This window comes from Rhizobium leguminosarum bv. trifolii WSM2297 (genome assembly GCF_000271845.1).
Genome location: NZ_JH719392.1, coordinates 765,132 through 792,070 on the forward strand (window position 1 = coordinate 765,132; position 26,939 = coordinate 792,070).

30 protein-coding genes are annotated in these 26,939 nt (G+C 63.0%); 14 read left to right on the top strand and 16 right to left on the bottom strand.

The genetic code is table 11. The features are described 5' to 3' along the window. Positions 1-16 precede the first annotated feature (16 nt). Positions 17-754, bottom strand: coding sequence for a phosphatase PAP2 family protein (locus RLEG4DRAFT_RS59490; protein ID WP_037093102.1), 738 nt, complete (start codon positions 752-754; stop codon positions 17-19). Between the two features lie 170 nt (positions 755-924). Between RLEG4DRAFT_RS59490 and RLEG4DRAFT_RS59495 the strand changes: the two genes are divergently transcribed. Continuing rightward, a complete protein-coding gene (locus RLEG4DRAFT_RS59495) occupies positions 925-1,467 on the top strand; it encodes a hypothetical protein (protein ID WP_037093100.1) in 543 nt (180 codons plus the stop codon). A 13-nt stretch (positions 1,468-1,480) separates the two neighbouring features. Here the strand turns inward: RLEG4DRAFT_RS59495 and RLEG4DRAFT_RS59500 are convergent, their stop codons facing one another. The 5 genes from RLEG4DRAFT_RS59500 to RLEG4DRAFT_RS59520 all read right to left on the bottom strand — a co-directional run bounded on the left by RLEG4DRAFT_RS59500 (position 1,481) and on the right by RLEG4DRAFT_RS59520 (position 6,164). Continuing rightward, positions 1,481-2,974: an HAL/PAL/TAL family ammonia-lyase gene (locus RLEG4DRAFT_RS59500; RefSeq protein ID WP_003574438.1), complete on the bottom strand. Its 1,494-nt coding sequence runs from the start codon at positions 2,972-2,974 to the stop codon at positions 1,481-1,483. After that, the gene (locus RLEG4DRAFT_RS59505) at positions 2,971-3,747 is read right to left on the bottom strand and encodes an ABC transporter ATP-binding protein (RefSeq protein WP_003574436.1); all 777 of its coding nucleotides are present in this window, start codon (positions 3,745-3,747) and stop codon (positions 2,971-2,973) included. Before RLEG4DRAFT_RS59505 ends, RLEG4DRAFT_RS59500 begins: the two co-directional genes overlap by 4 nt. A 27-nt stretch (positions 3,748-3,774) precedes the next feature. Continuing rightward, entirely contained in the window at positions 3,775-4,479 is a 705-nt protein-coding gene (locus RLEG4DRAFT_RS59510) for an ABC transporter permease (protein ID WP_003574434.1), read from the bottom strand. Between the two features lie 10 nt (positions 4,480-4,489). Beyond that, on the bottom strand, positions 4,490-5,215 hold the full coding sequence (locus RLEG4DRAFT_RS59515) for an ABC transporter permease (RefSeq protein ID WP_003574433.1): 726 nt from the start codon (positions 5,213-5,215) through the stop codon (positions 4,490-4,492). Between the two features lie 106 nt (positions 5,216-5,321). Next, positions 5,322-6,164 (bottom strand): transporter substrate-binding domain-containing protein, encoded by an 843-nt coding sequence (locus RLEG4DRAFT_RS59520; RefSeq protein ID WP_003574431.1) that lies wholly within the window; start codon positions 6,162-6,164, stop codon positions 5,322-5,324. Positions 6,165-6,360: 196 nt separating this feature from the next. On the opposite strand from RLEG4DRAFT_RS59520, the gene hutC (RLEG4DRAFT_RS59525) reads away from it, so the two are divergent. Beyond that, on the top strand, positions 6,361-7,116 hold the full coding sequence (gene hutC, locus RLEG4DRAFT_RS59525) for a histidine utilization repressor (protein WP_003574429.1): 756 nt from the start codon (positions 6,361-6,363) through the stop codon (positions 7,114-7,116). A 35-nt stretch (positions 7,117-7,151) separates the two neighbouring features. On the opposite strand, the gene hutC (RLEG4DRAFT_RS59530) is transcribed toward hutC (RLEG4DRAFT_RS59525), so the two are convergent. Together hutC (RLEG4DRAFT_RS59530) and RLEG4DRAFT_RS59535 are read right to left on the bottom strand one after the other, a co-directional pair. Continuing rightward, positions 7,152-7,874 carry a histidine utilization repressor gene (gene hutC / locus RLEG4DRAFT_RS59530; protein ID WP_003574427.1) on the bottom strand — a complete coding sequence of 241 codons (723 nt, stop codon included), beginning with the start codon at positions 7,872-7,874 and terminating at the stop codon, positions 7,152-7,154. A gap of 61 nt (positions 7,875-7,935) precedes the next feature. Continuing rightward, entirely contained in the window at positions 7,936-9,282 is a 1,347-nt protein-coding gene (locus RLEG4DRAFT_RS59535; protein ID WP_003574424.1) for a formimidoylglutamate deiminase, read from the bottom strand. A gap of 122 nt (positions 9,283-9,404) precedes the next feature. Here RLEG4DRAFT_RS59535 and hutI point away from each other — a divergent pair, with 122 nt between their 5' ends. From hutI to RLEG4DRAFT_RS59565, 6 genes are all read left to right on the top strand, one after another. Then, complete coding sequence (hutI, locus tag RLEG4DRAFT_RS59540) at positions 9,405-10,667, top strand: imidazolonepropionase (protein WP_003574421.1); 1,263 nt, start codon at positions 9,405-9,407, stop codon at positions 10,665-10,667. Beyond that, the gene (gene hutH, locus RLEG4DRAFT_RS59545; RefSeq protein WP_003574419.1) at positions 10,664-12,199 is read left to right on the top strand and encodes a histidine ammonia-lyase; all 1,536 of its coding nucleotides are present in this window, start codon (positions 10,664-10,666) and stop codon (positions 12,197-12,199) included. The genes hutI and hutH overlap by 4 nt, the downstream gene beginning before the upstream one ends. A gap of 52 nt (positions 12,200-12,251) precedes the next feature. Beyond that, positions 12,252-13,055 (top strand): N-formylglutamate deformylase, encoded by an 804-nt coding sequence (hutG, locus tag RLEG4DRAFT_RS59550; protein WP_003574417.1) that lies wholly within the window; start codon positions 12,252-12,254, stop codon positions 13,053-13,055. A gap of 24 nt (positions 13,056-13,079) precedes the next feature. Continuing rightward, a complete protein-coding gene (gene hutU / locus RLEG4DRAFT_RS59555; protein WP_003574416.1) occupies positions 13,080-14,753 on the top strand; it encodes a urocanate hydratase in 1,674 nt (557 codons plus the stop codon). A gap of 5 nt (positions 14,754-14,758) precedes the next feature. After that, a complete protein-coding gene (locus tag RLEG4DRAFT_RS59560; protein ID WP_003574414.1) occupies positions 14,759-15,334 on the top strand; it encodes a HutD/Ves family protein in 576 nt (191 codons plus the stop codon). A gap of 174 nt (positions 15,335-15,508) precedes the next feature. After that, entirely contained in the window at positions 15,509-16,138 is a 630-nt protein-coding gene (locus RLEG4DRAFT_RS59565) for a J domain-containing protein (protein WP_003574412.1), read from the top strand. A 20-nt stretch (positions 16,139-16,158) separates the two neighbouring features. Here the strand turns inward: RLEG4DRAFT_RS59565 and RLEG4DRAFT_RS59570 are convergent, their stop codons facing one another. The 4 genes from RLEG4DRAFT_RS59570 to RLEG4DRAFT_RS59585 form a co-directional block, all read right to left on the bottom strand. Further along, positions 16,159-16,860, bottom strand: a complete 702-nt coding sequence (locus RLEG4DRAFT_RS59570) for a DUF899 family protein (protein ID WP_003574410.1) — start codon at positions 16,858-16,860, stop codon at positions 16,159-16,161. A 246-nt stretch (positions 16,861-17,106) separates the two neighbouring features. After that, positions 17,107-18,009: an NADP-dependent oxidoreductase gene (locus tag RLEG4DRAFT_RS59575; protein ID WP_003574408.1), complete on the bottom strand. Its 903-nt coding sequence runs from the start codon at positions 18,007-18,009 to the stop codon at positions 17,107-17,109. Positions 18,010-18,099: 90 nt separating this feature from the next. Then, complete coding sequence (locus RLEG4DRAFT_RS59580) at positions 18,100-18,498, bottom strand: DoxX family protein (RefSeq protein WP_003574406.1); 399 nt, start codon at positions 18,496-18,498, stop codon at positions 18,100-18,102. A 113-nt stretch (positions 18,499-18,611) separates the two neighbouring features. Further along, on the bottom strand, positions 18,612-19,460 hold the full coding sequence (locus RLEG4DRAFT_RS59585; protein WP_003574404.1) for a DODA-type extradiol aromatic ring-opening family dioxygenase: 849 nt from the start codon (positions 19,458-19,460) through the stop codon (positions 18,612-18,614). 137 nt (positions 19,461-19,597) lie between these two features. Between RLEG4DRAFT_RS59585 and RLEG4DRAFT_RS59590 the strand changes: the two genes are divergently transcribed. After that, positions 19,598-20,497 carry a LysR family transcriptional regulator gene (locus RLEG4DRAFT_RS59590; protein ID WP_003574402.1) on the top strand — a complete coding sequence of 300 codons (900 nt, stop codon included), beginning with the start codon at positions 19,598-19,600 and terminating at the stop codon, positions 20,495-20,497. A gap of 444 nt (positions 20,498-20,941) precedes the next feature. On the opposite strand, the gene RLEG4DRAFT_RS59595 is transcribed toward RLEG4DRAFT_RS59590, so the two are convergent. Further along, the gene (locus RLEG4DRAFT_RS59595) at positions 20,942-21,124 is read right to left on the bottom strand and encodes a hypothetical protein (protein WP_003574401.1); all 183 of its coding nucleotides are present in this window, start codon (positions 21,122-21,124) and stop codon (positions 20,942-20,944) included. Positions 21,125-21,194: 70 nt separating this feature from the next. Here RLEG4DRAFT_RS59595 and RLEG4DRAFT_RS59600 point away from each other — a divergent pair, with 70 nt between their 5' ends. Next, complete coding sequence (locus RLEG4DRAFT_RS59600) at positions 21,195-21,833, top strand: alpha/beta hydrolase family protein (RefSeq protein ID WP_003574399.1); 639 nt, start codon at positions 21,195-21,197, stop codon at positions 21,831-21,833. Here the strand turns inward: RLEG4DRAFT_RS59600 and RLEG4DRAFT_RS59605 are convergent. The 3 genes from RLEG4DRAFT_RS59605 to pcaQ form a co-directional block, all read right to left on the bottom strand. Then, entirely contained in the window at positions 21,830-22,501 is a 672-nt protein-coding gene (locus RLEG4DRAFT_RS59605) for an RES family NAD+ phosphorylase (RefSeq protein ID WP_003574398.1), read from the bottom strand. The two genes, RLEG4DRAFT_RS59600 and RLEG4DRAFT_RS59605, sit on opposite strands and share 4 nt — an antisense overlap. Then, complete coding sequence (locus tag RLEG4DRAFT_RS59610; RefSeq protein ID WP_003574396.1) at positions 22,498-23,022, bottom strand: MbcA/ParS/Xre antitoxin family protein; 525 nt, start codon at positions 23,020-23,022, stop codon at positions 22,498-22,500. Before RLEG4DRAFT_RS59610 ends, RLEG4DRAFT_RS59605 begins: the two co-directional genes overlap by 4 nt. A 72-nt stretch (positions 23,023-23,094) precedes the next feature. After that, positions 23,095-24,012: a pca operon transcription factor PcaQ gene (gene pcaQ / locus RLEG4DRAFT_RS59615; RefSeq protein ID WP_003574394.1), complete on the bottom strand. Its 918-nt coding sequence runs from the start codon at positions 24,010-24,012 to the stop codon at positions 23,095-23,097. Between the two features lie 333 nt (positions 24,013-24,345). Here pcaQ and pcaD point away from each other — a divergent pair, with 333 nt between their 5' ends. The 4 genes from pcaD to pcaG are packed head-to-tail and all read left to right on the top strand — an operon-like array spanning position 24,346 to position 26,926. Next, positions 24,346-25,155 carry a 3-oxoadipate enol-lactonase gene (gene pcaD, locus RLEG4DRAFT_RS59620; protein ID WP_003574391.1) on the top strand — a complete coding sequence of 270 codons (810 nt, stop codon included), beginning with the start codon at positions 24,346-24,348 and terminating at the stop codon, positions 25,153-25,155. Then, a complete protein-coding gene (gene pcaC / locus RLEG4DRAFT_RS59625; protein ID WP_003574390.1) occupies positions 25,152-25,553 on the top strand; it encodes a 4-carboxymuconolactone decarboxylase in 402 nt (133 codons plus the stop codon). The genes pcaD and pcaC overlap by 4 nt, the downstream gene beginning before the upstream one ends. A gap of 9 nt (positions 25,554-25,562) precedes the next feature. Then, positions 25,563-26,312, top strand: coding sequence for a protocatechuate 3,4-dioxygenase subunit beta (pcaH, locus tag RLEG4DRAFT_RS59630; protein ID WP_003574389.1), 750 nt, complete (start codon positions 25,563-25,565; stop codon positions 26,310-26,312). A gap of 2 nt (positions 26,313-26,314) precedes the next feature. Beyond that, complete coding sequence (gene pcaG, locus RLEG4DRAFT_RS59635) at positions 26,315-26,926, top strand: protocatechuate 3,4-dioxygenase subunit alpha (RefSeq protein ID WP_003574388.1); 612 nt, start codon at positions 26,315-26,317, stop codon at positions 26,924-26,926. The last annotated feature ends 13 nt before the right edge of the window (positions 26,927-26,939 follow it).

Consider the following 26,939-nt stretch of genomic DNA (forward strand, 5'->3'; position numbering starts at 1 on the left):
GTAGAATGTGAAAGCGCTACCGCCTGTTGCCATTTCCGGCTTCGACGCCATCGTCAATGGGACGGCTTGAAACGAACCGTTTCGAGATCAGCCAGCAGCCGAGCGCCCAGAGCGCACCGGCGCACCATCCGGCGAAGACGTCAGTCGGGTAATGGACGCCGAGGTAGATCCGGCTCAAGCCGATGATGACGGCCAAGAAGACGCCGGCGCCCATGACGAAAATCCGCGTCGAGGGGTATCGCTGCGTCCGCGCCAGCAGTGCCCCGAGCGTCAGATAGGTCACCGCCGAGACCATGGCGTGTCCGGAGGGAAAACTGAGATCGCTGACCTCGACGAGATGCGGCACGATATCGGGACGCGGCCGGGCGACGAGGATCTTCAGCACCGTGCTCGCCAGCCAGCCTGATAGCACCGAAGAAAAAACGAAGATGGCGATCGGCCAGCGCCGGTCGAGCAAGAGATAGACGGTGACGAGGACGGTCATCAGCGAGAGAACGGTGATGCCGCCGAGGCTGGTGATGTCGCCGACGGCATGCGTCAGCCAGGCGGGACCGATCGGCGCGCTGAGATCGCCCTGATGTCGCAGCGCCAGCAGGATCGCTTCATCGAAGCGGAGAGTCTCACCCTCGAGCACCTCGCTCGTCAGCCGCTGCAGCAGGAAGAGCCCGCCGGCGATCGACGCCACAATGATCAGTGCCAGCGGCTCATAGGCGTTGAGCCTCGCCCAAACCCCGCGTCGTTGAACGTCACTCATGCCGGCCGTCGCACTCCCTTCATGATGTCTATCCCGTGCCAGATTGGCAATGACGCTCCAGGATTCAAGACCTTGCGGCATTTATGGGCTTTCCCCGGAACGCCCGGTAGCAAAAGCTCAACCTTCTCATGCTATGGCTGGAGCCGATTGCGTTGGAGACGATTTCGACGATGAAAATTTTGACGGCGACGGTTCTGATGGCAGCCGTCCTGCAGCCGGTCGCAGCCCTCGGCGAGACCGAATGGATGGGCGGCGCGCGGCAATGGTCGGTCGGTTTTGCGAACGAGAGCCCTGCCTATTGCCGGCTGCTCTGGGACAGCGAACTCGGCAAGACCATGGAATTCCGTCAGACTGTCACCGAGACCTTCTGGCTGGTGACCAAGACCAGCTGGGACATTCCGGCCGGCACCACGACCGAGGTAACGCTGACAGATCGCGGCATGACGAAGGTGGTCGCCGCCCAATTCTTCGACAAGAACACGCTGCGACTCTGGCCGCCGGCCAGCAAGGACAGCGGCGGATTGAAAAAGGTCATCAAGAATTCCTTTGCCGGAACCCCTGACGTGCAGCTGACCTTTGCCGGCGACGAAGGCGACTGGACGCTGCCGCTCTCGCGGGTGGACCAGCTCTACCCGACGTATCGCCAGTGCCTCAAGCGTCTCGAAGCCGGCGGAAAACCCAAGCAGGTTTCCGAAAGCGGCAAGCCGTTCTGACGGCCTGCCGGATTCACGCCATCGCTGGTGGCGCGGTTTCGCGGATCAGGCTGCGCACCGCCTCGATATCGCCGTTGAGCGGCCGCTCGTCGCCATAATGGGAAATACGCTGCCGCACCGCCTGATAGACGAGGTCGGTGCCTGCCGCCCGCGGCGCGCTTGCCGCCAGGAAATCATGCGCCTGGGCGGCGGCCATCAGCTCGATCGCCAGGATATATTCGGCATTATCGATGATCGTCAGCAGCTTGCCGGCGGCAGCTGTCGGATGCGCGAGAAAATCCTCCTGCAGGCCTGAGGTCAGGCCGCCGTCCAAGGCTGCGGGCGCGGCAAGGCGGCGGTTGTCGTTGCTGAGGGCAGCTGCGGTATATTGGGCGATCATGAAGCCGGAATGGCTGCCGGCATCGCTTGCCAGAAACGGCGGCAGGCCGCTCACCAGCGGGTTGACCAGCCGGTCCATGCGCCGTTCGCTGATCGCGCCGAGCTGCGCCAGCGCAACGGCGAGGCTGTCAGCCACCTGCCCCAGTGCCGGGGCGACGGCATGGGCCTCGGAGGAGACAACGGGTTGGTCGGGCGTGCCCGAGACGGCCGGGTTGTCGGTCACCGAAGCCAGTTCCTGATTAACAACGCGGGCGGAATTGTCGAAGACATCGCGGGCCGCGCCATGCGCATGCGGCACCGACCGAAGGCTGAGTGCATCCTGTGTGCGCCGACCAAAGGCAGCAGCGACAAGGCCGCTGCCTTGAAGCCGGGCGCGCAGCGTCGCTCCCACTTTTTGGATCCCTACCGATGGGCGCAGCGCGAGCACCGCCTCGTCGAAGGCGCCGATCTGGCAGCCGGCCGCTTCCAGCGTCAGCGCTGCAATCGCATCGGCCCAGTCGAGCAGCCGTTCGGCGCGGCAAAGGGCGGTAGCGGTGAGCCCCGTGGCGCAGGCCGTGCCGTTGACAAGGCTCAGGCCCTCCTTGGCGCCGAGCACCAGCGGTTCGAGACCCATCGCCGCTAGCGCCTCGCGGCCGCTCAGGCGCCGGCCGGCGAGCACCGCACTACCTTCGCCGATTACGACAAGCGCAATATGGGCATTATGGACGAGATAGCCGGCCGAGCCCTTGGACGGTACGTCGGGAATGCAGTCATGCTCCAGCATGGCTGCGAGATGTTGGACGATCTCGCGCCGGACGCCGGAATGGCCGTGGGCGAAATTGGCGATTTGAGCAGCGATGATGGCGCGCACCTCGCGGGCACCGAGCAGCGACCCGACGCCACAGGCGTGGCTGAGCACGATGCTGCGCGACAACAGGCTCTGCGAGGCCCGGTCGACCACGGTATCGGCGAGCGCCCCGACGCCGGTGTTGACGCCATAGGCGCGCACGCCGGTCGCAACGATGCTGGCGACGATGCGGCTTGCCTGCTCGACCCGTGCCCAGGCGGCCGGCGATAGCGCAAACGCTTCCCCTGCCCCGACGCTGGCGATGTCGCGCCAGGTCAGCCCATTATCGATGGTGATGGTCATTGACCGCTTCCGAAATGGCCGATGAACTGGCGGAAGGCAGGTGTGGCGCCGCCGGTGAACATCTCATCCGGCTTTCCGGTGCTTTCGATCAGCCCTTCGCGCATGAAAACGACGCGGTTCGATACGTTGCGGGCAAAGCTCATCTCATGGGTGACGACAAGCATGGTCATACCTTCCTCGGCAAGCGCCCGCATGACGCGCAGCACCTCGCCGACGAGTTCCGGATCAAGGGCGGAGGTCGGCTCGTCGAAGAGCATGACCTTCGGTTTCATCGCCAGTGCGCGGGCGATCGCGGCGCGCTGCTGCTGGCCGCCGGAGAGATGAGCGGGATAGGCGTGGCGCTTGTCTGCGATACCGACCTTTTCGAGCAGCGCTTCGGCCTCGGCAATGCAGTCGGCGCGCGGCCGCTTCAGCACATGGACGGGGCCCTCGATGACATTCTGCAGGATCGTCATATGGGACCAGAGATTGAAGGACTGGAACACCATGCCGAGCTCGGAGCGGATATGGTCGACCTGCTTCTGGCTGGCCGGCTTGCTTCGCCCGTTCTTGTGCACCATTTCAACATGCTCGCCATCGACCCAGATCTCGCCGTCGCTGGCGGTTTCGAGCATGTTGATGCAGCGCAGAAAGGTCGATTTGCCCGAGCCGGAGGCGCCGAGCAGCGAAATCACATCGCCGTCTTCCGCATCGAGGGAAATGCCGCGCAACACTTCGTGGGTACCGAAGCTCTTGCGGATATTGCGGACCGAAAGTCTGGTGACGCCTGGCATGATTGCTCCAATCAGGTCAAAGACCGCCTATGCCTTCAGCGGCTGCGGGGCCGCGCGGCGGTGTCGGGACAGCGAATATTCAAGCAGAGCCATGCCCTGCAGGATGATGAAGTTCAGCACGAGATAGATGATTGCCGCGCAGAGGAAGACTTCCATCGTGCGGTAGGTCTGCGAAATGAGCCGCTGGGCAACGCCGGTGACCTCCCAGACGGTGACGAGGCTGGCAAGCGCCGTCGACTTCATCATCAGGACGATCTCGGTGGAATAGGCCGGCAGTGCATGGCGCAAGGCGATCGGCGCCAGGATGCGGCGCACCAGCAGGAAGCCGGACATGCCGATCGAGCGCGCCGCCTCGATCTCTTTCGGTGAAACGGCGCGAATGCCGCCGCGGAAAATCTCCGCCGTATAGCCGGCGGTGCAAAGCGCCAGCGACAGCACGGCGCAGACCATCGGCTCGCGCAAGAACGGCCAGAGGAAGGAATAGCGGATGACCCCGAACTGGCCGAGGCCATAGAATATCAGGAACATCTGGATCAACAGCGGCGAGCCGCGGAAGACGAAGATATAACCCTTGGCAAAGCCCGAGAGCACCCGGTTGCCGCTCACCCGCATCGAGACGATGACGAGGGCCAGCAGGCCTCCGAAGAAGATCGACAGCGAAAACAGGATCAGCGTCGTCGGCACGGCCTTGAGCAGCGTCACCATGGTCGAAGCAAGAAAGGTAAAATCCATCATCGCCTCCTTATGCCTGGCCCATGGCGGATGCCGGCATGCTGCGGTTGGCGCGGCGTTCCGCACCGTTGAAGATGCGGTCGGAAAGGCTGGTCAGGATCAGATAGAGGCAGCCGCCGGCGATGAAGAACAGGAAATATTGCCGCGTCGAGCCCGCCGCCACCTGACTGGTGCGCATCAGTTCGGCAAGGCCGGTCACGGAGATCAGCGCCGAATCCTTGAGGCTGAGCTGCCAGACATTGCCGAGCCCGGGAATGGCCAGCCGCAGCACCTGCGGCATGATGATGCGGCGAAAGCGCAATCCGCGATGCATGCCGATTGCCGAGGCCGCCTCCAGTTCGCCCTTGGAGATGGCGAGGAAGGCGCCGCGGAACACTTCCGCCTGATAGGATCCGGAGATGATGCCGACGGCAAGCGCGCCGGCGGCAAAGGAGGGCAGCCCGAGGAAACCCTCGAACCCCATCGCTTTACCGATCGAGGTGACGGCCGAAGAGCCGCCGAAATAGATCAGATAGATGATCAGCAATTCCGGTACGCCGCGAAACACGGTCGTATAGACATTGCCGAAGGCGACGAGGAAGGGGTTCCCGGAGAGCTTCGCGCCCGCAACGATCGCACCCAGCACCGCGCCGATCGCCAGCGCCGTCGCCGTGACGGCCAGCGTCATCAAGGTAGCGAGAATGAGCAGCGCGCCCCATCCCGTCGAGCCGAAGCCAAGCAGTTCCAAACTTGCCATATCGTCCGTTCCCCGTCCGCGGCAGTGTTTTGTGGATTGAACAATAACACGCGGTCTCCGGCGGGAAAGCCGGAGACCGGTGGTTGCGGCCAGAAGGCCGAAACGCTTATTGCTGCGGGCTGACGTCCACCTTGAACCACTTCATCGAGAGGTTCTTGACGGTACCGTCGGCGAGCGCCGATTTGATCGCCTCGCTGAACTTGTCGCGCAGGTCGGTATCGGCCTTGCGGACGCCGAGGCCTTCGCCCTCACCCCAGATCGAACCGACGATCTCGGGACCGGTGAAGTCGAGCGCGCCATTGGCGCTTGCAAAAGCGTTGGCGAAATAGACGGCATCGTCGAAGCCGAGGTCGATGCGGCCGTTCTGCAGGTCGAGGTCGCGATCGGCGCCGGTCTTGTATTCGCGGATCTCGGCGATGTCGCCGAAATTGTCATAGACGAACTTCGCGTAGACGGTCGCTGCCTGGATGCCGATCGTCTTGCCCTTGAAGGCAGCCTTCAGCGCGTCGATCTCCTTCACGCCGGTCTGGCCGGGCGTCATCTTGATCGTGGATCCGGTGCCAGCAGCTTTGGCCAGCGGGCTGTCCTTGGCGGTGGCGAAGGCGGCCGGCGTGGCGGCATAGGGAATGGTGAAATCGATCACCTGCCTGCGCTCTTCAGTGATCGACAGCGCGTCCATGATGACGTCGAACTTGCCGGCATTGAGCGCCGGGATCATGCCGTCCCAATCGGAGGCGACCAGCGTGCATTCGATCTTGGCGCGTTCGCACAGCACCTTGGCGAGCTCCGGCTCGAAGCCGCCGAGCGTGCCGTCGGCATTGGTGAGATTCCAAGGCGCATAGGCGCCTTCGAGGGTGATGGTCGCCTTCGTCCAGTCCTTGGCGAAGGCGGGCGCGGCAAAAGTGGAAAGAGCGGCGACGCCGCAAAACAGGATTGCAGTGAATTTCATTGATGAATTCTCCTCTGGAATTGAAACAGACCTTGCGGCACCCGGGCCGATCTTCGCCGGCTTGCCCATTCCTGTCCTATTTCTGTATCAAGGACCGATTGGGAGGTTGTATATGGTACCATATGAGATATTTTGTGATATGCAAGAGGAAAGTCGGTTTATGTGGCGAATTCCATTCGTGCAAAAGGAATAGGCAATGAAGCGTTCCGGCGAAATGAAGCGCGAGCTGGCAGAAAATGATAGCACGCCCCTTTATGCGGGCGTCAAGCAGGTGATCCTCGACCGCATCCACAGCGGCGAATGGCCGCCGAAATACCGCGTGCCATCGGAAAACGAGCTGGTCGTCGAGCTTGGCGTCAGCAAGATGACTGCCAACCGGGCGCTGCGCGAACTTGCAAACGAGGGCGAGCTCGTCCGCATCCAGGGTGTCGGCTCGTTCGTCGCCGAGCGCAAGGGCTATTCGGCGCTGTTTGAGGTGCGCAACATTGCCGAGGAAATCGCCGAGCGCGGCCATGTTCACGAGGCAACGGTCGTCGTTCTCGCCCAGGAAACAGCCTCTCCGGAGATCGCCGACGCATTGGAACTTGCAATCGGCGCGGCAGTCTTCCACTCGCTGATCGTGCACAGCGAAAACGGCGTTCCGGTGCAGATCGAGGATCGTTTCGTCCATCCGGAGGCCGCCCCCGAATATCTCGACCAGGATTTTACGACACTGACACCGAACGCCTATCTGACGGCGGCAGCCCCGCTTAGCGGCTCCGAGCACGTCGTCGAGGCGGCGATGCCGCAAGCTTGGGAATGCAAGCTGCTGACGATCCTGAAGACCGAACCGTGCCTGACGATCCGCAGGCGCACGTGGTCGGCAAAGCAGGTGGTCTCCACAGCCCGTCTGGTCTATCCCGCCTACCGCTACCGGCTCGAAGCGCGCAGCGGCAAGATGTTCGAGGAATGAAAACAGTCGCCATGTTGTATATGGAACATGCGGGCTTATTGTGATGCCGGCGTGAAACGCGCCACCAGCGCATGGCGATCGCCGGGATAGGTGAAGCGCACATGGGTCACCGGGCCGGCGCCGCTCCAGGTGCGGCGTTCGACGACGAGGCAGGCGGTATTGCGGGCGATGTCGAGCGCGGCCGCCACCTCGGCACTGGCCGAGACGGCGTGGATCCGGTGTTCGGCCGTGCTCCACGGCACCTGGTTGAGCAGCCAGGGCCCCGGGGCCACCGTCAGAAAATCGGCATCGGCAGCCTCGGGCACGGTTGCAAGGCTGATCAGCCGCTCCTCCAGACAGAAGGGCCGCGTGCCGGCATTGTGGATGCAGACGACCTCGACGACCGAGGACGCCACCGGCAGTTCAAGCCGGCGACTGTCTTCGGCCTTGGCCTTGCGGCTCGTCTTCTTCGAAACCGCATAGGAATAGGCGAGATTCAGCGACTGCACCTCGGCCTTGATGTCGTGGATTTCCAAAACGGCCGATTGCGCCTGCGGCTGGGTGACGAAGCTGCCGGATTTCTTGCGACGCTCGATGAGGCCGGCCTTGGCGAGCTGCGTCAGCACCTTGTTCACCGTCATGCGCGAGCAGTCATACTGCGTGGCGAGATCGACCTCGAAGGGAATACGATGCCCCGGCGGCCAATCGCCAGAGACGATACGGCCCTCGATCTCGCCGAGGATGCGCTGATGCAAGGTCAGGTCCCTGCTTTGGTTCATCGACACGTTCCGATTGGTCCCCCCGCTCTAATTCGAATAGCTTGACAGGAAAAGCTCTTTTTCAGGCAGCCAGCAATTCGCCCATGGCGGCGAGGAAACGCCGATCGATGGCGTCTCGCCTGACATGGCGCCCGCTCTCCACCTGTTTGCGGCCCCCTGCCCAGACGCAGTCGACGGAAATGCCGCCGGCAAACAGCCAGTGATCGAGAATCTGGTCGCCTGAGAGATAGGGAACGGCTGAAGTATCGAGCGAAACCAGATCGGCGTGATGGCCCTCGGTGAGGCCGGCCGGCGCCTTCAGCGCGGCGCCGCCGCCGGCAAGCGCCTGGGTAAATAGCGATAGCGCCGTCGAACCGCCGGGTGCTGCGACGACATTGCGGGCGCGAAGCGCCAGGCGCTGCGAATATTCGAGCTGACGCAGTTCCTCCGGCACGGAGATCAGCACGTTGGAATCCGAACCGATGCCATAACGCCCGCCCTCTTCGAGGAAGAGCGGCGCGGCAAAGGCGCCGTCGCCGAGATTGGCTTCGGTGATCGGGCAGAGGCCGGCAATCGCGCCGCTTTTTGCCATCCGTCGCGTCTCGTCCTCGGTCATGTGCGTCGCATGGATCAGGCACCAGCGCTCGTCGACCGGCGCATGATCGAGCAGCCATTCCACCGGCCGCGCGCCCGACCATGCGATGCAGTCCTCGACTTCCTTCACCTGCTCGGCCACATGGATATGTATCGGACCGTCGCCGGCCATCGGCACGAGCTTCGCCAGTTCCTCAGGCGTTGCGGCGCGCAGGCTGTGCGGCGCCAGCCCAAGCTCGGCGCCGTCGAGCCGGCCGGCCACCACGCGGCAACCCTCCATCAGCCTTTCGAAGCTTTCCAGCGAATTGATGAAGCGCCGCTGGCCGTCGATCGGGGCGGCACCGCCAAAGCCGGAATGGGCATAAAAGACCGGCAGCAAGGTCAGGCCGATGCCGGACTCCTGGCTCGCCGCACCGATGCGTTCGGCAAGCTCGGCGATATTGGCATAAGGGCTGCCATCCCGGTCGTGGTGGAGATAGTGGAATTCGCCGACGCGGGAAAAACCTGCCTCCAGCATCTCCGCATAGAGCTTGGCCGCGACTGCCTCGACATGCTCCGGCGTCATCGACAGGGCAAATTTGTACATGACCGTGCGCCAGCTCCAGAAGCTGTCATTGGCCGGGCCGCGCACTTCGGCAAGACCGGCCATTGCCCGCTGGAAGGCATGGCTGTGCAGGTTACCCATGGCGGGAACGATCAAAGCATGGCGCTCATCGCCCGGCGCGGGAGACGCGCCTGATACGACGCGGGCGATGCGCCCGGCTTCGAGCGTCAGACGTACGTTCTGCTGCCAGCCTTGCGGCGTCAGTGCAGTGCCTGCGTGAAGTATGGTCATGGCCTTCCCTTTCCTCCTGCCGCGCCACAGATCTTTCTTTTCCAGAAGAGCGCGCAAAATTTCTCTTGTCACCTGCTGATTATGTATATACATGTTTTGGCATAAGGAAAGGCGCAAAGCTGATGACCGGGAACAATTTTTCAGAGGAAGCCCCATCTGCCGACACCCGTCCGGTGCTGTGGCGCAATGCCCGCCTGGCGACACTGGCGCCTGAAAGCGCTGGGCTCGGCATCGTCGAAAAGGGCGCAATTCTGGTCGAAAACGGCCGCATCGCCTTTGCCGGCGCCGAAAGCGACCTGCCGGCGTCGGCCATCGAGCACTCCGAAATCGTCGACCTCGAAGGCCGCTGGGTGACCCCCGGTCTCGTCGATTGCCACACCCACATCGTCCACGGCGGCAATCGCGCCCGCGAATTCGAAATGCGCCTTCAGGGCGCGACCTATGAGGAGATTGCGCGCGCCGGCGGCGGGATCGTCTCCTCGGTGAAGGCCACCAATGCGATGTCGGTCGAAGACCTTGTCAGCGAGGCTCTGCCGCGGCTGGATACGTTGCTGGCCGAAGGCGTGACGACGATCGAAATCAAGTCCGGCTATGCGCTGAACAGATCAGGCGAAGTGAAGATGCTGCAGAGCGCCCGCCTGCTCGGCCATGTGAGACCGGTCCGCGTCGCCACCAGCTATCTCGGCGCACATGCGACGCCTGTGGAATACAAGGGCCGCAACGGCGACTATCTCGACGATGTCGTGCTGCCCGGCCTCGACGACATGTATAATCTCGGCCTTGCCGACGCTGTCGACGGTTTTTGCGAGGGCATTGCCTTTTCGACCACTGAGATCGCCCGCGTCTTCGACAAGGCGAAGGCGCTCGGCCTGCCGGTCAAGCTGCATGCCGAACAACTCTCCAATCTTGGAGGCGCCAAGCTTGCCGCCTCCTACGGTGCGCTTTCAGCTGACCATCTCGAATATCTCGACGCGGAAGGCGTTGCCGCGATGGCTGCGTCCGGCACCGTCGCCGTGCTGCTGCCCGGCGCCTTTTACGCCATCCACGAGAAGCAGAAGCCGCCGGTGGAAGTGTTGCGCCAGGCGGGCGTGCCGATCGCCATCGCCACCGATTGCAATCCGGGCACCTCGCCGCTCACCTCGATGCTGCTGACGATGAATATGTCGGCGACGCTTTTCGGCCTCACCGTCGAGGAATGCATTGCCGGCGCCACTCGCGAAGGCGCCCGCGCGCTTGGCCTCATCGGCGAGACCGGAACGCTTGAACTCGGCAAGTCGGCCGATCTTGCTATCTGGAATATCGAAAGACTTGCCGAGCTCGTCTACCGCATCGGCTTCAACCCACTTCATGCACGCGTCTTCAGGGGCGAAAGGAACGGTCGATGACCATCACGCTTCATCCGGGCTCCGTCTCGCTCAAGGATCTGGAAATCATCTATTGGACCGGCGAGCCGGCCAGGCTCGATCCCGCCTTCGATGTCGGTATCGCCAAGGCCGCCGCCCGCATCGCCGAGATCGCCGCCGGCAACGCGCCGGTTTACGGCATCAATACCGGCTTCGGCAAACTCGCGTCGATCAAGATCGACAGTGCCGATGTCGCCACGCTGCAGCGCAATCTCATCCTGTCGCATTGCTGCGGCATCGGCGCGCCGCTGCCCGAAAATGTCGTGCGGCTGATCATGGCACTGAAGCTGGTCTCGCTCGGGCGCGGCGCTTCCGGCGTGCGGCTGGAGCTCGTGCGGCTGATCGAGGGCATGCTGGAAAAGGGCGTCATCCCGCTGATCCCGGAAAAGGGCTCGGTCGGCGCTTCCGGCGATCTTGCGCCGCTCGCCCATATGGCGGCGGTAATGATGGGCGAGGCCGAAGCTTTCTTCGCCGGGGAACGCCTGCCGGGCGCCGAGGCCCTCGAAAGGGCCGGTCTGAAGCCGGTCGTGCTCGCCGCCAAGGAAGGCCTGGCGCTGATCAACGGCACCCAGACTTCGACGGCGCTCGCACTTGCCGGCCTCTTCCGAGCCCACCGCGCCGCACAGTCCGCCCTGATCACCGGCGCCATGTCGACGGATGCGGCCATGGGCTCTTCGGCGCCCTTCCATCCGGATATTCATACGCTGCGCGGCCATAAGGGCCAGATCGATACGGCATCCGCCCTTCGCGCCCTGCTCGAACAATCGGTCATCCGCCAGAGCCATATCGAAGGCGACGAGCGCGTCCAGGATCCCTATTGCATCCGCTGCCAGCCGCAGGTCGACGGCGCATGCCTGGATCTGCTGCGCTCGGTCGCCCGCACCCTCGAAATTGAAGCCAATGCGGTCACCGACAATCCGCTGGTGCTGTCGGATAATTCGGTCGTATCCGGCGGCAACTTCCACGCAGAGCCGGTCGCCTTCGCCGCCGACCAGATCGCGCTTGCCATCTGCGAGATCGGCGCGATTTCGCAGCGCCGCATCGCGCTGCTGGTCGATCCGACGCTGTCCTACGGCCTGCCGGCCTTCCTCGCCAAGAAGCCGGGCTTGAATTCCGGCCTGATGATCGCCGAGGTCACCTCGGCAGCGCTGATGTCGGAGAACAAGCAGATGTCGCATCCGGCCTCGGTCGATTCGACCCCGACCTCGGCCAACCAGGAAGACCATGTCTCCATGGCCTGCCACGGCGCCCGCCGCCTGTTGCAGATGAGCGAGAACCTGTTCGGCATCATCGGCATCGAGGCGCTGACCGCGGCCCAAGGCGTCGAGCTGCGCGCGCCGCTTTCGACCAGCCCGGAGCTGACCAGGGCGATCGAAATGATCCGCGAGAAAATTCCGAGCCTCGAGACCGACCGCTACATGGCAAATGACCTCGCCGCCGCCGCCGAACTGGTGGCGACGGGCGCGCTCAACGCCTCGGTTTCGAATGGCATCCTACCGGTTCTGGAGGGTTGATCGTGATGTCTCTGTATTTGGCACCCCCCTGCACTATCGGAGTGCTTTGCCCATGACCGCACCCTACGAAATCCGCCAGGGCACCTCACCCGTCATCCTCGGCTTCCCCCATACAGGAACCGACGTGCCGGCTGAGATCGCCGACCGGCTCAACGACAATGGCAGGTTGCTTGCCGATACCGACTGGCACATCCACCAGCTCTACGACGGCCTGCTCGATAGCGTCACGACCGTGCGCGCCACCTTCCATCGCTACGTGATCGACGCCAACCGCGATCCCCAGGGCGTCAGCCTCTATCCCGGCCAGAACACCACCGGCCTGGTTCCGGAAACGGACTTCGACGGCAAGCCGATCTGGAAGGATGGGCAGGCGCCTGATCAAGGCGATATCGCGGCGCGGCTGCGGGATTTTCATGCGCCCTATCATGCGGCACTTGCCGCCGAGATCGAGCGCGTCAGAGCCATCCATGGCGTGGCGATCCTCTATGATTGCCACTCGATCCGCTCCCACATTCCCTTCCTGTTCGAGGGCAAGCTGCCGGACTTCAATATCGGCACCGATATGGGCAAGACCTGCGACAGCGCCATCGCGCAGGCGACGCTCACCGTCGTCGAATCCGCCGAAGGTTACGACAGCATCCTCAACGGTCGCTTCAAGGGCGGTTGGACGACACGCCATTATGGCCGACCGGAGACCGGCGTGCACGCGATCCAGATGGAGCTCGCGCAATCGACCCATCTCCAAACCGAGACAACACCCTTCGCCTACGACGCGGCTAAGGCCGACAAGCTTCGCGTCCATCTCAAAGACATTCTGGTGCGCATCGAACAGATCGCACCCGACCTGAAACGATAACGATCATTTGACAGGGGAATCGCCATGAACAATCCACGTCACAACATCCGCGAAATCCGCGCACCCCGCGGCAACGATCTCAATGCCAAGAGCTGGATGACCGAAGCGCCGCTGCGCATGCTGATGAACAATCTCGATCCCGACGTCGCCGAAAATCCGAACGAGCTCGTCGTTTATGGCGGCATCGGCCGCGCCACCCGTACCTGGGAGGATTTCGACCGCATCGTCGCGACGCTGAAGACGCTGACGGAAGAAGAAACGCTGGTCGTTCAATCCGGCAAGCCGGTCGGCGTCTTCCGCACCCACAAGGACGCGCCGCGAGTGCTGATCGCCAATTCCAATCTGGTGCCGCATTGGGCGACCTGGGATCATTTCAACGAGCTGGATAAGAAGGGCCTTGCCATGTACGGCCAGATGACGGCCGGCTCGTGGATCTATATCGGCACGCAGGGCATCGTCCAGGGCACTTACGAGACGTTTGTCGAGGCCGGCCGTCAGCATTATGACGGCAATCTCAAGGGCAAATGGATCCTGACCGGCGGCCTCGGCGGCATGGGCGGCGCCCAGCCGCTCGCCGCCGTCATGGCCGGTGCCTGCTGCCTCGCCGTCGAATGCAATCCCGATTCGATCGATTTCCGGCTGCGCACCCGCTATCTCGACGCCAAGGCCGAGACGCTCGACGAGGCGCTTGAAATGATCGATCGCTGGACGAAGGCAGGCGAAGCCAAGTCCGTCGGCCTGCTCGGCAATGCCGCCGAGATCCTGCCGGAAATGGTCCGCCGCGGCATCCGCCCGGATATGGTCACCGACCAGACCTCGGCGCACGACCCGATCAACGGCTACCTGCCGAAGGGCTGGACCATGGGCGAGTGGAAGGCCAAGCGCGAAAGCGATCCGAAGGCTGTGGAAAAGGCGGCACGCGCCTCGATGCGCGAGCATGTCGAAGCAATGATCGCCTTCTGGGACGCCGGTGTTCCGACGCTCGACTACGGCAACAATATCCGCCAGGTCGCCAAGGACGAAGGCCTCGAAAACGCCTTTGCCTTCCCCGGCTTCGTGCCTGCCTATATAAGACCGCTTTTCTGCCGTGGCATCGGCCCCTTCCGCTGGGCGGCGCTGTCCGGCAATCCGGAAGATATCTACAAGACCGATGCCAAGGTGAAGGAGTTGCTCCCCGACAACACGCATCTGCACAACTGGCTCGATATGGCCAGGGAGCGCATCGCCTTCCAGGGCCTGCCGGCTCGCATCTGCTGGGTGGGCCTCGGCGACCGCCACAAGCTCGGCCTCGCCTTCAACGAGATGGTGAGATCAGGCGAACTCTCCGCCCCGATCGTCATCGGCCGCGACCACCTCGATTCGGGCTCCGTCGCCTCGCCGAACCGCGAGACGGAGGCAATGAAGGATGGCTCTGACGCCGTCTCCGACTGGCCGCTCCTGAACGCCCTGCTCAACACGGCGTCGGGCGCCACCTGGGTATCGCTGCATCACGGGGGCGGGGTCGGCATGGGCTTTTCGCAACATTCGGGCATGGTCATTTGCGCGGATGGCACCGATGATGCGGCAAGGCGTCTCGAGCGGGTGCTGTGGAACGATCCGGCGACCGGCGTCATGCGCCACGCCGATGCGGGCTATGAGATCGCCCTCGACTGCGCCAGGGAAAAGGGCTTGCGCCTGCCCGGCATTCTCGGGAACTGAGCCTCGTGAGGATCCTGCGCGCCGGCGATTACAAACGCATGCCTTGGAAAAACGGCGGCGGCGAAACGGTGGAGATCGCCGTTTCGCCCGAAGACGCCGGGCTTGCCGGTTTCGACTGGCGCGTCAGCATGGCGACCGTCGCAACCGATGGGCCGTTTTCGATCTTCCCGGGCATCGACCGCACGCTGGCTATCCTTGACGGCAACGGCATGACGCTCGACATCGACGGCAGCGCGCCGGTTCTGCTGACGACGGCAAGCGATCCTTTGGCCTTCCCGGCGGACATCCCGGTCGCCGCCAGGCTGCGGGACGGCGCGATCACCGATCTCAACGTCATGACCCGCCGCGAGGGATTTGGCCACACGCTGATCCGCATCAACGTCAATGGAGGCAAGACCGTGCCGCTGACGTCGTCGACATGCCTGTTGCTCTGCCACCGCGGCGCCCTGTGGTTCCGGCAAAGCAATGAGACCGGCACGCTTGCGGCCGGCGATGCGCTGCTGATGACGGATGCGGCCGGATCGGAACTCAAAATCGATGGCGAGGCAACCTGTTATCTTGCGTCGATCACGACCGACTAATCTTGGCGCAACAGCCTGAAAAAATTGGGCAATCGAATAATGGTCCGGGCGTTCGCGCGGACCATTTCAATTTCGGGCCATGGACGTCATTCCTGCTTTCGGTCTAAACTTCGCCTTTCTGATGCAGAAGAAGACCTAGACTGTCCGGGCGTGCCGGGTAGCAATGGAGCAGGCGTGACGGATCCCTACGATATTCTCGGCGTTGAACGCGATGCGGATGAGGCAAAGCTGAAGGCCGCCTATCGGCGCCTGGCAAAGGTCGCTCATCCCGATTCGGGCGGCGATACCGAAGCTTTCGACATCCTGCAGAAGGCCTATGCGCTGCTTCTCGACCCGGTCCGGCGCAAGGTTTACGACGACACCGGCTATGACGTCGAGTTCGCCGATGCCGCCGAGCTGCAGGCGCTTGTGATGATCGAGAAACTGGTCACCGACGCGGTGCTCGACGAGCGCGAGCCCGGAAGTTTCGATCCGGTCGCCGTCATGCAGGACAGCCTTTCTGAGGAACTGCGCAAAGCGCGATTCAGCAAGAGCGAGCTGCAGCGCCACGCCTCGCGCGTCGCGCTGCATCTGGAGCGGCTCGAAAAACAGTCCGGCCGCGATGTACTCGCCCACATGTTCCGCGCCCGCATCGAAGCGATCTCCAAGGCGGTCGCGGAAACCGAGGCGAAGATCAAGGCGACGGAACGCGCCGCCGACATGCTGAGCGGCTATGTCTACGACATCGATGCGACGCCGCTGCCGGAGGCCTCGGTCGCCAACCTCGAATGGGTCGAGACCTCCAGAAGCCGCTCCACCGGCTGACCAAGCGGCCGGCTTTAGTCTTAATAGGACAGCTTCGGATACCAGTCGGGCGCCCGGCCTTCAGGTGTGCAATCGAGCACGGTCCAGAGTGGCATCAGATCGGGCGCGCCGCGCGGGTCCTCGCCGGGATCGGCCGTCACCCCGCCCATTTCCTGGCTCCAGAAATGGCGAATGGTGCCGTCGCGGCGCGTGAAGACGTTGTAGGCGGCATCATCCCCGCCGCCCGTGCCGATGGCGTGATAGTCGCGGCTGTAGTCGCCCGTCGGGTCGGAATAGAGCGGCAGGTGATGCCAGCCGCGCTCCTTCTTGAAGGCAAGCAGCCGGCCGATCGGCGAAAGCGCGACGACGGCAAGGGCGACGCGCTGCTGCATATCAGGCACCTCGCCGTCCCAGGCCGACAGCAGCGAGGTGCACATCGGGCACGGGCGCTCCCGCTCCGGGCCGAACATATAGCTGTAAACGACCAGCGTGTCCTTGTCGGCGAAGAGCTCGCTGAAGCTTATCGGCCCGTCAACACCTTCGAAACGGTAATCCTTTTTCACTTCGCCGCCCGGCGGCAGCGCCCGGCGCTGTTTCGCCACGCGCTCGATGTGCCGGCGCAATTCGATCTCTTCGGCAAGGAGCGCATCCCGAGCGATGCGATATTCCTCGCTCTCATTGGGGAAGCGGACGCCGTTCTTTGCCGCGAGCACGGCTGCGGGAACCAGATGCTGATGATCCATGACATATCCTCCTTCTGTTGCCGCGCGTCCTAGACGCGCCAAGAACGTGCTGAAGCCACAGCGGGAATTGCGGCACACGTTAGCATGACGATCGGCGTATACGAAAATCGACAGTACCGGCGCGAAAAAATGGACTCTCGAGGAGCTCCAGAACAGAACAATTGCATCAGCGGCCGAGAGACCGGCATGAAGAGCGTCATGCCGGTCGATGACGGTTCACGTGGCGTGGAGCTGCGTGTCTGTCTTTCAGTGTTGGAGAACCACCTTCCCGGGAGCCCCTGCGGCAACCGCGCTTTGGGCGAGGCCGATCTGGTCCAGAGTAAAGGTGTGGGAAATCGGGATCACCAGCTCACCGCTGGCGGCAGACGCCAGAATAGCGTCGAGCATGGCCGCGTCGGTGCGGTGGTAGAGTTCACGGATGGTAACCCGGTTTCCGGCATTGGCGCCTTCGGGCACCGGGACAATGCTCGCAACCGTGCCGCCGTCGCGAACATTGCCGATGAGGTTGCCGGCCACGGGGCCGGCCGTACTGATCGCATAGTCGAAGCTCGGGCTTGCGGCGGCAACGGTGATATCGAGCGCTTCGCCCGCCTGTTCCAGGCCCTCGCTCAACCGCTCGGGCCGGACCCCGGCCACCGGCTTTGCGCCGATCTGCTTGAGATATTGGATGGCTGACCGCCCGACCGTGCCGAGGCCGCCGGAAACGAGAACCCGGTCGCCGGCCTTGACGCCGAGCGCTTCGACGGTCTGCCGGCCGGTAAGGCCTGCCTTGACCAGTGAGGCGCCCTGCTCGAAGCTCAATGCGGCGGGCAGCTTTGCGATGGATGTGAAGGGAACGACACCGTATTCGGCATGTGCGCCTTTGCCGTTTGCGGCAAAATCGGCGACGACACGGTCACCGACCGCAAAACCGCTCACGCCTTCGCCGAGGCCTGAAATGGTACCGGCGGCGTCACCTCCGAGAATTGCCGGCAGCGGCAGCGGGATGAGTTTGGCCATGAAGCCCTGGCGCAGGATCAGATCGAAAGGATTGACGGCGGATGTCTTGATCTTGATGAGGACTTCGCCCGGTCCGGGTTTCGGCGCCGGAATATCACCGATTTCGAACTGATCGACATCGCCGTAGGATTTGAGAAGTGCGGCTTTCATTGCGCGTCTCCAGAATTGATCGTCTTATTTGTGCTGCTGCCGGCTGCCGCTCGGCAGCCAGGCATAGGCCGGTTTCCGGCTGGCGCCGCCTCAGGCCGTGGAGGGCCGACGAGCATTGTCGAGCGTCCAGGCTCCGCCGCCGGCAAAGGCGATGTAGAGGAAGATGAAGCAGAACAGGATCGCGCCTTCACCCATGTTCAGCGCGGGCCAGAAGCCATAGGGCATATGGCCCATGAAGTAGGCGGCGGCCATTTCGCCGGAAGCGATGAATGCTGCGATGCGCGTTTGAAATCCGACGAGCATCAGAGCCGAGGTGATCACCTCGATTGCCCCGGCCACCAGCATGATGGCGGGCAGCGGATAGGGTACGCCTTGAATCGGGCCCGGAAACTGCAGAAACTTCATGGTCGCGTGTTCGAGGAAGAGAAGGGCCGCCATGATGCGCAGAAGGGCGAGGACATATGGCCTCCATTTACCGGTATCGGTCATCGAGATTCTCCAGAGGTTGATGAGAGAGATCAGGCGGCGGGGGCCGCCTTCTTGAGTTCCTGGTTTCTTTCCAGCCTTATCGCCCTGCGAAATCGGCCCGGAGTTTCCGCTGGTCATTGCGGGTCGCCGTTCGACGGCATGGCTGAGGGGGCGTGACCGAAACGGAAGCTCGATGCGGTGAGCCCGCCCGCGAAGTCTTTCTGATGATAGGTGGTCACACCCGGTTCGTTCTCGGCAGCGCCGACCACCACCAACAGCGGGATGAGGTGGTCTTCGCGCGGATGCGCCGCCCGGGCGGCCGGCGCCTGCTCCCACGCAATCAGCCGCTCGGTGCGCTCGTTGGATGGCGCGTGCACCAGGGTTTCCTGAAGCCAGGCGTCGAACCGGCGAGACGGCTCGTATCCGCCCGTGCCGCGCATGGCCGACAGATTGTGATAGCTGAGGCCGCTGCCGATGATCAGGACGCCTTCGTCACGCAGGGGTGCGAGCGCCCGGCCGACCCTTAAATGCAGCGCCGGATCGTAACCCATATCCATCGAAAGCTGCACGACAGGGATGTTCTCTTCGGGATAGAGCGGCTTCATGATGCTGAAAGTGCCGTGATCGTAACCGCGCGTCGGATCGAGCGCCGCTTCGATGCCGCTGACGCGTAGCAGCTGCTGCACGCGGTTTGCGAGCTCTGGCGAACCGGGGGCATCATAGGTGATGTGATAGAGGTGTTCCGGAAAGCCGTGATAATCGTAGACCATGCCCGGCTTGACGCCCGACGAGATGGCAAAACCTTTTTCTTCCCAGTGACCCGAGACCATTAGGATCGCCTTCGGCGTGCCACCGAGTTCGGCGCGCATGTCGACCAGCGACCTTTCGAGCACATCGAAGTTGCGGCGGAATTCGCCCGTCATGTAGGGCCAGGGGCCGCCGCCGTGGCTGACGAAATAGGTTGGAAGTCGAGAAACTGTCACCGGGTGTGTCCTTCACAACATAGCCGCGCGTGTCGGCGGGGCTTTCGAGGATCCTGTTGCGGAAGACTTTGATTTTTTCTCGAGCATTGATCAATGTAGCCGATATTGAAGAACCATTTCCTGGATGTTGATGATCGATGGACACGTTGACCAGCCTGCGGGTGTTTTGCACCGTCGCCGAATTGAAAAGCTTCACCGCTGCCGCCGATCGCCTTGGCATCTCACCAGCGATGGCGAGCAAGCATGTGATGCAGCTCGAGAACCGGCTGGGCACGCGGCTGCTCAACCGAACCAGCCGCCACGTCAGCCTGACGGAAACCGGGCGGCTTTATTTCAACCAGACCAAGGAGATGCTCGAACGGCTGGACGAGGTGGAAGACGCCATCGGCAATGTAACGGTGGCGCCTCGTGGGACCCTGAAATTGAGCGCGCCGGTTTGGGCGGCAACCAGCTATTTTGCCGACATGCTGGCAGAGTATAATCGGCGCTATCCCGACGTCTGCCTGGACGTGGACCTCAGCGGCCGGCTGGTCAATCTGGTTGACGAAGGTTTCGACCTTGCTCTGCGGGCAACCGCGCACGACCGGCTCGATCCGGGCCTCGTCGCCCGCCCGCTGACGAATGTGCAGTTCCGCCTCATGGCCTCGCCGGATTACCTGAGGCGAACGGGGCGCCCCGAGAATGTCGCCGATCTCAACGGCCACGCTCTGCTTCGCTACTCTGCCGTCAACTTCGGGGAAAGCATATCGCTGGACGGTCCGGACGGACCGCACAAGATCACATTCCGCACCGTGATGCTGAGCGACAACGAGACAATCATGCACTTGGCGGCGCTGCGGGGTATGGGCCTCGCCTTCCTGCCGAAATGGATGGCGGACCAGGATATCGAAGCGGGTCGGCTGGAGATTGTGCTTCCGGCAATTATGCTCGGCTTCAACAGCACACTTTACGCAGTCTATCCGAGCCGCAAATATCTCTCGGCCAAGGTCCGCACTTTCATCGATTTTCTGACGGTGAGCACGCGGGAGATGCGATAGACGCTCTCACTGGAACTGGATGCCATTCTTTGCCAAGCACGGCGGCGGCGCGAAAAATGCGGCGGCAGTAAGAATCCCACATATAGGAATCCCGATATTCCTCCGCTTCGGGATTCCGAAATTCGCCGCCTTTTCAGGCCGATTCACATAAAATATGCAATAATTTCAACGCCGCAGCCAAGTGCGGGAATCCGAAGTGCTTATAGATCATGGTGGGAGTTCCTCGCGATCGCCGTTACCACAAGACCAACGCCTTGATCTGAGGCGATGTCCGGAAAACAAAAAGGGCGCTCGACCCTTGCGGGGAGCGCCCTTATCCTGTCGGACAGCGAACAGTTCGACGGCGTCGATACCGCGCGCATCCGTTTTTCAGGCAGGGCCGGTATATGTACCTTTTGCGACGCGGTTTCAAGGGCCGTTCTGCAGGATAGTTCCGGTCAGCCGCTAGAAGGCGACGCCAGTCACCGGATTGACCACCGGCCGCTCACTCTTGTCCTTGACGCCGCCCGGCTGCACGACCGGTGTCGCCATGGATTCTTCGTCAGCGGGCTCCGGTTTTTCCGGAACGGTTCCGACATCCTTGGGGCGGCGCTGTTCGGGCTTTACGTTTTCGTCATTCGTCGACATTGTCCGTCTCCTTTCGAGGAAAAAGTCACGGATGCCGACATGGTTCCGATGACGGGATGGAGGATCGACGATGTCTGAGAGATTTCTGCTCCAGGGGCCCGAGAATGCGCGCTTCACGATCCTGCTTGCGCATGGCGCCGGCGCGCCGATGGATTCGGCCTCGATGACCTCAGCGGCAGAGGCGCTCGCCGCCGTCGGTTTCCGCGTTGCCCGTTTCGAATTCGCCTATATGGCCGCTCGCCGCAGCGGAGGTCGCAAGCCGCCGCCGCGGGCCGAAACGCTCAATCCAGAATATGAGGCGGCCATTGCCGAACTTGACGCGAGCGGGCCTCTGATCCTCGGCGGCAAGTCGATGGGCGGCCGGGTTGCCAGCATGATCGCCGACGATCTCCATCGTCAGGGGAAGATCGCCGGCCTCCTCTGCCTCGGCTATCCCTTCCATCCGCCCGGCCAGCCGGAAAAGCTGCGCACCGCTCACCTCAAGGGCCTCGCGACGCCCGCGCTGATCTGCCAGGGAACACGCGATGAATTCGGCACGCGGGACGAGGTTCCGGGCTACAATCTCTCCGACAAGATCGAGATCCTCTGGCTCGAAGACGGCGATCACGACCTAAAGCCGCGCAAGAAAATCTCCGGCTTCTCCGCTGCCGATCACCTCGCCACGATGGCGAAGACGGCAAAGGCGTGGGCCGAGCGGCTCGCCATCTAGGCGGCAAGCTTCCTGACATCGATGCGCCGGTCGGCGGCGAAAACGGAGATTTCGAAGTGGTCGGCCTGGACCACGTCGCGAATGTTCTTCGGCCGGTGCGCGGCGATGTTGACCCCGCCTCTCAACCGCACACTGTCATAGAGGATGCCGGCGCCGCCGCTCGAACGAACCTGTTCGCCCAGCACCTGCGAGGCCGTATAGCTGGTACCGTCATAGACATCGGGCCGCAGCCTCTGCTCGCCGCGAATATCGAGATAATCGCCCATCAGCGTAGCCGAATAGCTTCGGTAGGTTCGCGCCATCGTCGCCACCCCGCGGGCCAAGACCTCGCGCCGGAGGTGATGCCCGACCTCGGCGGCGGCGGTCTTCAGATTGTCGGCGCCATACCAGGCGCCGAGATCGGGACCGTTGAAGCGCATGCCGCCGGGGGCGACATGCAGGAAAGCCGCCATGACGATGCTGGCGTTCGGCACGCCGAAAACCCATTCATGCTCGGGAAGCCGCCGGATGCGGTCGGCGACAAGACGGTCGTTGGTCCAGCCGACGAGTTCCATCACCGCTTCGAGATCGGACGCCCTCGCCACCGTGTCGAAGAGACCGATCGGCGGAAATTGCGAGGGGATCAGCCGGTGGGACGGGCGCGGCGCCTCTGTAAAACGGTCGTTCACCGGAAGACGATGTCCGTATCTTCGTAAGGCGTGAACGCTTCGTCGAGCACATTCGGCTGCATATAGACACCGCCTCTGGCGCCATCGAGAAAGCGGCGGACGGTCATCAACCCGTCCTGGGTTCCGTTGGTCGCGACGTCAAGCGGCGGATGCCCGCCGAAAACCGGCGCCTGATGCGGCATGCGCAGCCAGGCGACGCCGGCGTGTTCGTCGGAAAAAAGCACGCCGAGCGCCTGATGGATACCGAGCACCGCAGAGATCCGGGTCAGCGTATCGACATCCAGGGTGAATGCTCCGTGCTCGCGCGCCTGCTTGGCCCAACTGTGATAGGTCGACCGGGAGGGATAGCCGAGCACCAGCAGTCGCTGCTCTTCGCTTAAGCCCCAAAGATCGGCGATCGCCAGGAAGGTTCGCAACGCCGGTGCGCTCAACCTTTTGCGGTTCGCCGGCGCAAATCGTTCGGTCTCGAGCCGCTGTGGCCCCTGGCTTTCCCGTTGTTCCCTGCGTCGTGCATGCTGCATCAAAATCTCCCGTCTTGAATTAGACATAGTCCAAATCTGGGCGTTTTACAAGGAGAGTAGATCCCCGAGCTCTCAGGAAATCTCCGCTGCCGCCTCGCGGATCGTCTGCATCAGGATCGATTGCGGCACAGACGGCACTGCATCGGCACGCATCGTCAAGCCGACCGGCCCCCGGGTCTCGCCGGTATCGACCGGCAGCAGCGCCAGGCGTTCGTCGGCGACATCGGCGGCCACCACGCCGTTGGAAATGATCCAGATCGCGTCGCTTGAGCGAAGGAAGGCGCGACCGAAGGAATCGGAGACCGTCTCGATCTGGTTCGGCAGGCTGGAGACGCCGTTGGCGATGAGGAAGTTTTCCACCACCGGCCGGATAATTGAACCCCGCGTCGGCATCAGCACCATATAGTCGCCGAAGCCTGAAAACAGCGATTGCCGGCCGTCGAGCAGTGGATGGCCGGCGCGCACCGCAAACACCACCTGCTCGGAATAAAGATGCTCGAAGGAAAAGCCCGCCATCTTCTCGGCACCGGCCAGGCGGCCGACGACCACGTCGAGATCGCCGACACGCAGCTGCTCCAGCAGCACGGCGTTCTCGCCGGTGACGATTTTCACCCGGCTCCAGGTCCGCTCCTTGAGGAAGAGTTCCATCGCCCGTGGCATGATGCGCGACGACACCGTTGGCAGCGCGCCGATGCGGATCGGCGGCGCGTCGGCGAACTGCTCCTGCGAGACAGAATCCAGCCCCTGGCGTAGCGCCGTCAGCGCCGCTCCGGCATGACGCAGGAAGACCTCGCCGTAACGGGTGATCTTGATGCCGCGGCCGTCGCGCTCGAAGACGGCTACACCAAGCGCCTGTTCCAGCTCGCGGATCGTCTTCGTCACCGCCGGCTGGCTGACATGCAGTAACTCGGCCGCCTTCATCACACTCTTTTGCCGCGCCACCTCGACAAAGGTTTGCAGATGGCGAAACTTGACGCGGCTGTCGATCATTGCTCCCATAACTCCAAGGTTATCGAAAAGCCGAAAAATATCATTTTACTTAACCGGATCAACCATTCAATTTCGCGGTGGGAATGCTGCCCTGATTCATCGGATGAACATTGTAGCTGCCCCCTCACCCTGACTCTCCCCGCGGGGCGAGGGGAAGCGCCAAACGCGGCGTCGAGGTTGAGGGAGCCGTTGCGGCATATCCCCTTTCGACCGAGGCAGAGGTGGCGGCAGGCGGACGAGGGGCTACAGCGGTGGCCGAGCACGGCGGAGGAGTAAAGGGCCGCGCAGATCAATGGCGGCCTCCAGCTGAATTGACGTGAGGAGGAAACGGACGTGCAATTTGCCCGCATCAACGACGTGACAATCCATTATCAGGTCATCGGTGCGCCAGCCGACCGGCCGGTGATCGTCTTCACCAATTCGCTCGGAACGGATTTCCGCATCTGGCGCGACGTCGTGGTGCGGCTTGCCGGCGAATTTGCCATCGTGCTTTACGACAAGCGCGGACACGGCCTGTCCGATGTCGGCCAGCTTCCCTCCTCGATCGAGGACCATGCGACCGATCTGGCCGGGCTGCTCGATCTGTTGTCGGTCAAGGATGCCGTCATTTGCGGGCTTTCCGTCGGCGGCCTGATCGCCCAGTCGCTCTACCAGCGCCGGCCGGATCTCGTCCGCGCTTTGATCCTTTGCGACACCGCCCATAAGATCGGCACATCGGAGAGCTGGAACGCCCGCATCGCGGCGATCGAGCAAAACGGCATTGGCAGCATCGTCGACGCCATCATGGAGCGCTGGTTCACGCCGGCCTTCCGCCGACCCGAGAGCACCGCCTATTCAGGCTATTGCAACATGCTCACGCGCCAGCCGGTCGAGGGTTATATCGCCGCCTGCGAAGCGATCCGCGATGCCGATTTCACCGAGGCGGCGAAGAGGATCACTGTGCCGACGATCTGCATCGTCGGCGACCAGGACGGTTCGACGCCGCCCGATCTGGTGCTGTCGACCGCGAAGCTGATCTCGGGCGCCCGTTACGAGGTCATCCCCGATTGCGCCCACATTCCCTGTGTCGAGCAGCCGGAGGCGCTGACGGCGATCATCCGCGCATTCCTCGCATCTATTCCACACGGAGAAACCCGCCGATGAAAGAGACCGCCTCCTCCGAACGCTACCGACAGGGCATGGTGACCCGGCGCGCCGTGCTCGGCGACGCCCATGTCGACCGCGCCGCAGCGGCAGCGACCGAGTTCGACCGGCCCTTCCAGGAACTGATTACCGAAGCCGCCTGGGGCCATGTCTGGTCGCGCCCGGCGCTGAGCAAGCGCGAGCGCTCGATCGTCACCATCGCGCTGCTGGCAGCACTCGGCCAGGACGACGAGGTCGCCATGCATGTGCGCGCCACCGTCAATACCGGCGCCACTCGCGAGGATGTCTGCGAGGCGCTCTTGCATGTGGCTATCTATGCCGGCGTCCCCGCCGCCAATCACGCGATCAAGATCGCCAAGCAGGCCTTTGCACAAATGGACGCCGAAAAGGCGGCCTGAGGGAGAGAAATGTCCGAACGACCCAACCAAAAGCCCGAGACCGGCGCCTTCTTCGCCCGCGACCGCGCCTGGCATGCGCCCGCCCTGACCCCCGGCTACAAAACCTCGGTGCTGCGCGCACCACAGCGCGCGCTGCTGTCGCTCGACGGCACAATCTCCGAAACGACGGGCCCGGTCTTCGGTCATTCGATGATCGGCGATCTCGACAATGACCTCATCCTGAACTATGCGCAGCCCGGCGAAAGCGCCATCGGCGAGCGCATTATTGTCCATGGCCGTGTGCTTGACGAGCGCGCAAAACCGGTTGCCGGTGCCCTGGTCGAATTCTGGCAGGCCAATGCCGGCGGCCGTTATCGCCACAAAAAGGAAAGCTATCTCGCGGCGATCGACCCGAATTTCGGCGGCTGCGGCCGCGCCATCACCGACGAGGAAGGCCGCTATCATTTCCGCACCGTGCGGCCCGGCGCCTATCCCTGGCCGAACGGCGTCAACGACTGGCGCCCCGCCCATATCCATTTCTCGATCTTCGGCCACGGCTTTGCCCAACGGCTGATCACCCAGATGTATTTCGAGGGCGACCCGATGATCTGGAAATGTCCGATCGTCGGCACCATCCCGGACAAGGCGGCGATCGAACAGCTGATCGCGCCGCTCGATTGGGGCAATACCATTCCGATGGATTCGCGCGCCTATAAATTCGATATCGTATTGCGCGGCCGCCGCTCGACGATGTTCGAAAACAGGCTGGAGGGCAATTGACCATGCAGCAACTCGGCTATCTCAAGGAAACCCCGTCGCAGACGGCGGGCCCCTATGTCCATATCGGCCTGACGCCGAATTTCTGCGACATCACAGGCGTCTACGACAGCGATCTCGGCACCGAGATGGTGAACGAGAAGACCCTCGGCGAACGCATTACCGTCACCGGCCGCATCTTCGACGGCGCCGGCGCCCTGGTGCGCGATGCCGTTGTCGAGATCTGGCAGGCGGACAGCGCCGGCCTCTACAACAGCCCCTCGGAAATGCGTGGCACCGCCGACCCGAATTTCACCGGCTGGGGCCGCTGCCCGACCCGCGCCGAGGACGGTGTCTACAGCTTCGAGACCATCAAGCCCGGCCGTGTTCCCTTCAAGGACGGCCGCAGACAGGCCCCGCACATCACCGTCTGGATCGTCGCCCGCGGCATCAATATCGGCCTGCATACGCGCATGTATTTCCCCGAGGAGACGGAGGCCAACGCCAGCGACCCGCTGCTTCTGCGCATCGAACATCGCGAGCGCGTCGCAACGATGATCGCCAGCCGCGACGGCGCGACCTGCCATTTCGACATTCGTTTGCAGGGTGCTGACGAAACGGTATTTTTGGATATTTGAGGGGTGCCGGCTG

Coding starts and splice junctions, on each gene's coding strand:
- RLEG4DRAFT_RS59600 (WP_003574399.1), top strand. CDS start 21,195: ATGTCTGAGAGATTTCTGCTCCAGGGGCCCGAGAATGCGCGCTTCACG.
- RLEG4DRAFT_RS59580 (WP_003574406.1), bottom strand. CDS start 18,498: ATGACCGATACCGGTAAATGGAGGCCATATGTCCTCGCCCTTCTGCGC.
- pcaH (WP_003574389.1), top strand. CDS start 25,563: ATGTCCGAACGACCCAACCAAAAGCCCGAGACCGGCGCCTTCTTCGCC.
- RLEG4DRAFT_RS59500 (WP_003574438.1), bottom strand. CDS start 2,974: ATGACCATCACCATCGATAATGGGCTGACCTGGCGCGACATCGCCAGC.
- hutC (WP_003574427.1), bottom strand. CDS start 7,874: ATGAACCAAAGCAGGGACCTGACCTTGCATCAGCGCATCCTCGGCGAG.
- RLEG4DRAFT_RS59595 (WP_003574401.1), bottom strand. CDS start 21,124: ATGTCGACGAATGACGAAAACGTAAAGCCCGAACAGCGCCGCCCCAAG.
- RLEG4DRAFT_RS59520 (WP_003574431.1), bottom strand. CDS start 6,164: ATGAAATTCACTGCAATCCTGTTTTGCGGCGTCGCCGCTCTTTCCACT.
- RLEG4DRAFT_RS59495 (WP_037093100.1), top strand. CDS start 925: ATGAAAATTTTGACGGCGACGGTTCTGATGGCAGCCGTCCTGCAGCCG.
- pcaQ (WP_003574394.1), bottom strand. CDS start 24,012: ATGATCGACAGCCGCGTCAAGTTTCGCCATCTGCAAACCTTTGTCGAG.
- RLEG4DRAFT_RS59490 (WP_037093102.1), bottom strand. CDS start 754: ATGAGTGACGTTCAACGACGCGGGGTTTGGGCGAGGCTCAACGCCTAT.
- pcaG (WP_003574388.1), top strand. CDS start 26,315: ATGCAGCAACTCGGCTATCTCAAGGAAACCCCGTCGCAGACGGCGGGC.
- RLEG4DRAFT_RS59515 (WP_003574433.1), bottom strand. CDS start 5,215: ATGGCAAGTTTGGAACTGCTTGGCTTCGGCTCGACGGGATGGGGCGCG.
- RLEG4DRAFT_RS59570 (WP_003574410.1), bottom strand. CDS start 16,860: ATGGATCATCAGCATCTGGTTCCCGCAGCCGTGCTCGCGGCAAAGAAC.
- RLEG4DRAFT_RS59610 (WP_003574396.1), bottom strand. CDS start 23,022: ATGCAGCATGCACGACGCAGGGAACAACGGGAAAGCCAGGGGCCACAG.
- RLEG4DRAFT_RS59575 (WP_003574408.1), bottom strand. CDS start 18,009: ATGAAAGCCGCACTTCTCAAATCCTACGGCGATGTCGATCAGTTCGAA.
- hutI (WP_003574421.1), top strand. CDS start 9,405: ATGACCGGGAACAATTTTTCAGAGGAAGCCCCATCTGCCGACACCCGT.
- hutG (WP_003574417.1), top strand. CDS start 12,252: ATGACCGCACCCTACGAAATCCGCCAGGGCACCTCACCCGTCATCCTC.
- hutC (WP_003574429.1), top strand. CDS start 6,361: ATGAAGCGTTCCGGCGAAATGAAGCGCGAGCTGGCAGAAAATGATAGC.
- RLEG4DRAFT_RS59535 (WP_003574424.1), bottom strand. CDS start 9,282: ATGACCATACTTCACGCAGGCACTGCACTGACGCCGCAAGGCTGGCAG.
- RLEG4DRAFT_RS59590 (WP_003574402.1), top strand. CDS start 19,598: ATGGACACGTTGACCAGCCTGCGGGTGTTTTGCACCGTCGCCGAATTG.
- RLEG4DRAFT_RS59505 (WP_003574436.1), bottom strand. CDS start 3,747: ATGCCAGGCGTCACCAGACTTTCGGTCCGCAATATCCGCAAGAGCTTC.
- pcaC (WP_003574390.1), top strand. CDS start 25,152: ATGAAAGAGACCGCCTCCTCCGAACGCTACCGACAGGGCATGGTGACC.
- hutU (WP_003574416.1), top strand. CDS start 13,080: ATGAACAATCCACGTCACAACATCCGCGAAATCCGCGCACCCCGCGGC.
- hutH (WP_003574419.1), top strand. CDS start 10,664: ATGACCATCACGCTTCATCCGGGCTCCGTCTCGCTCAAGGATCTGGAA.
- RLEG4DRAFT_RS59510 (WP_003574434.1), bottom strand. CDS start 4,479: ATGGATTTTACCTTTCTTGCTTCGACCATGGTGACGCTGCTCAAGGCC.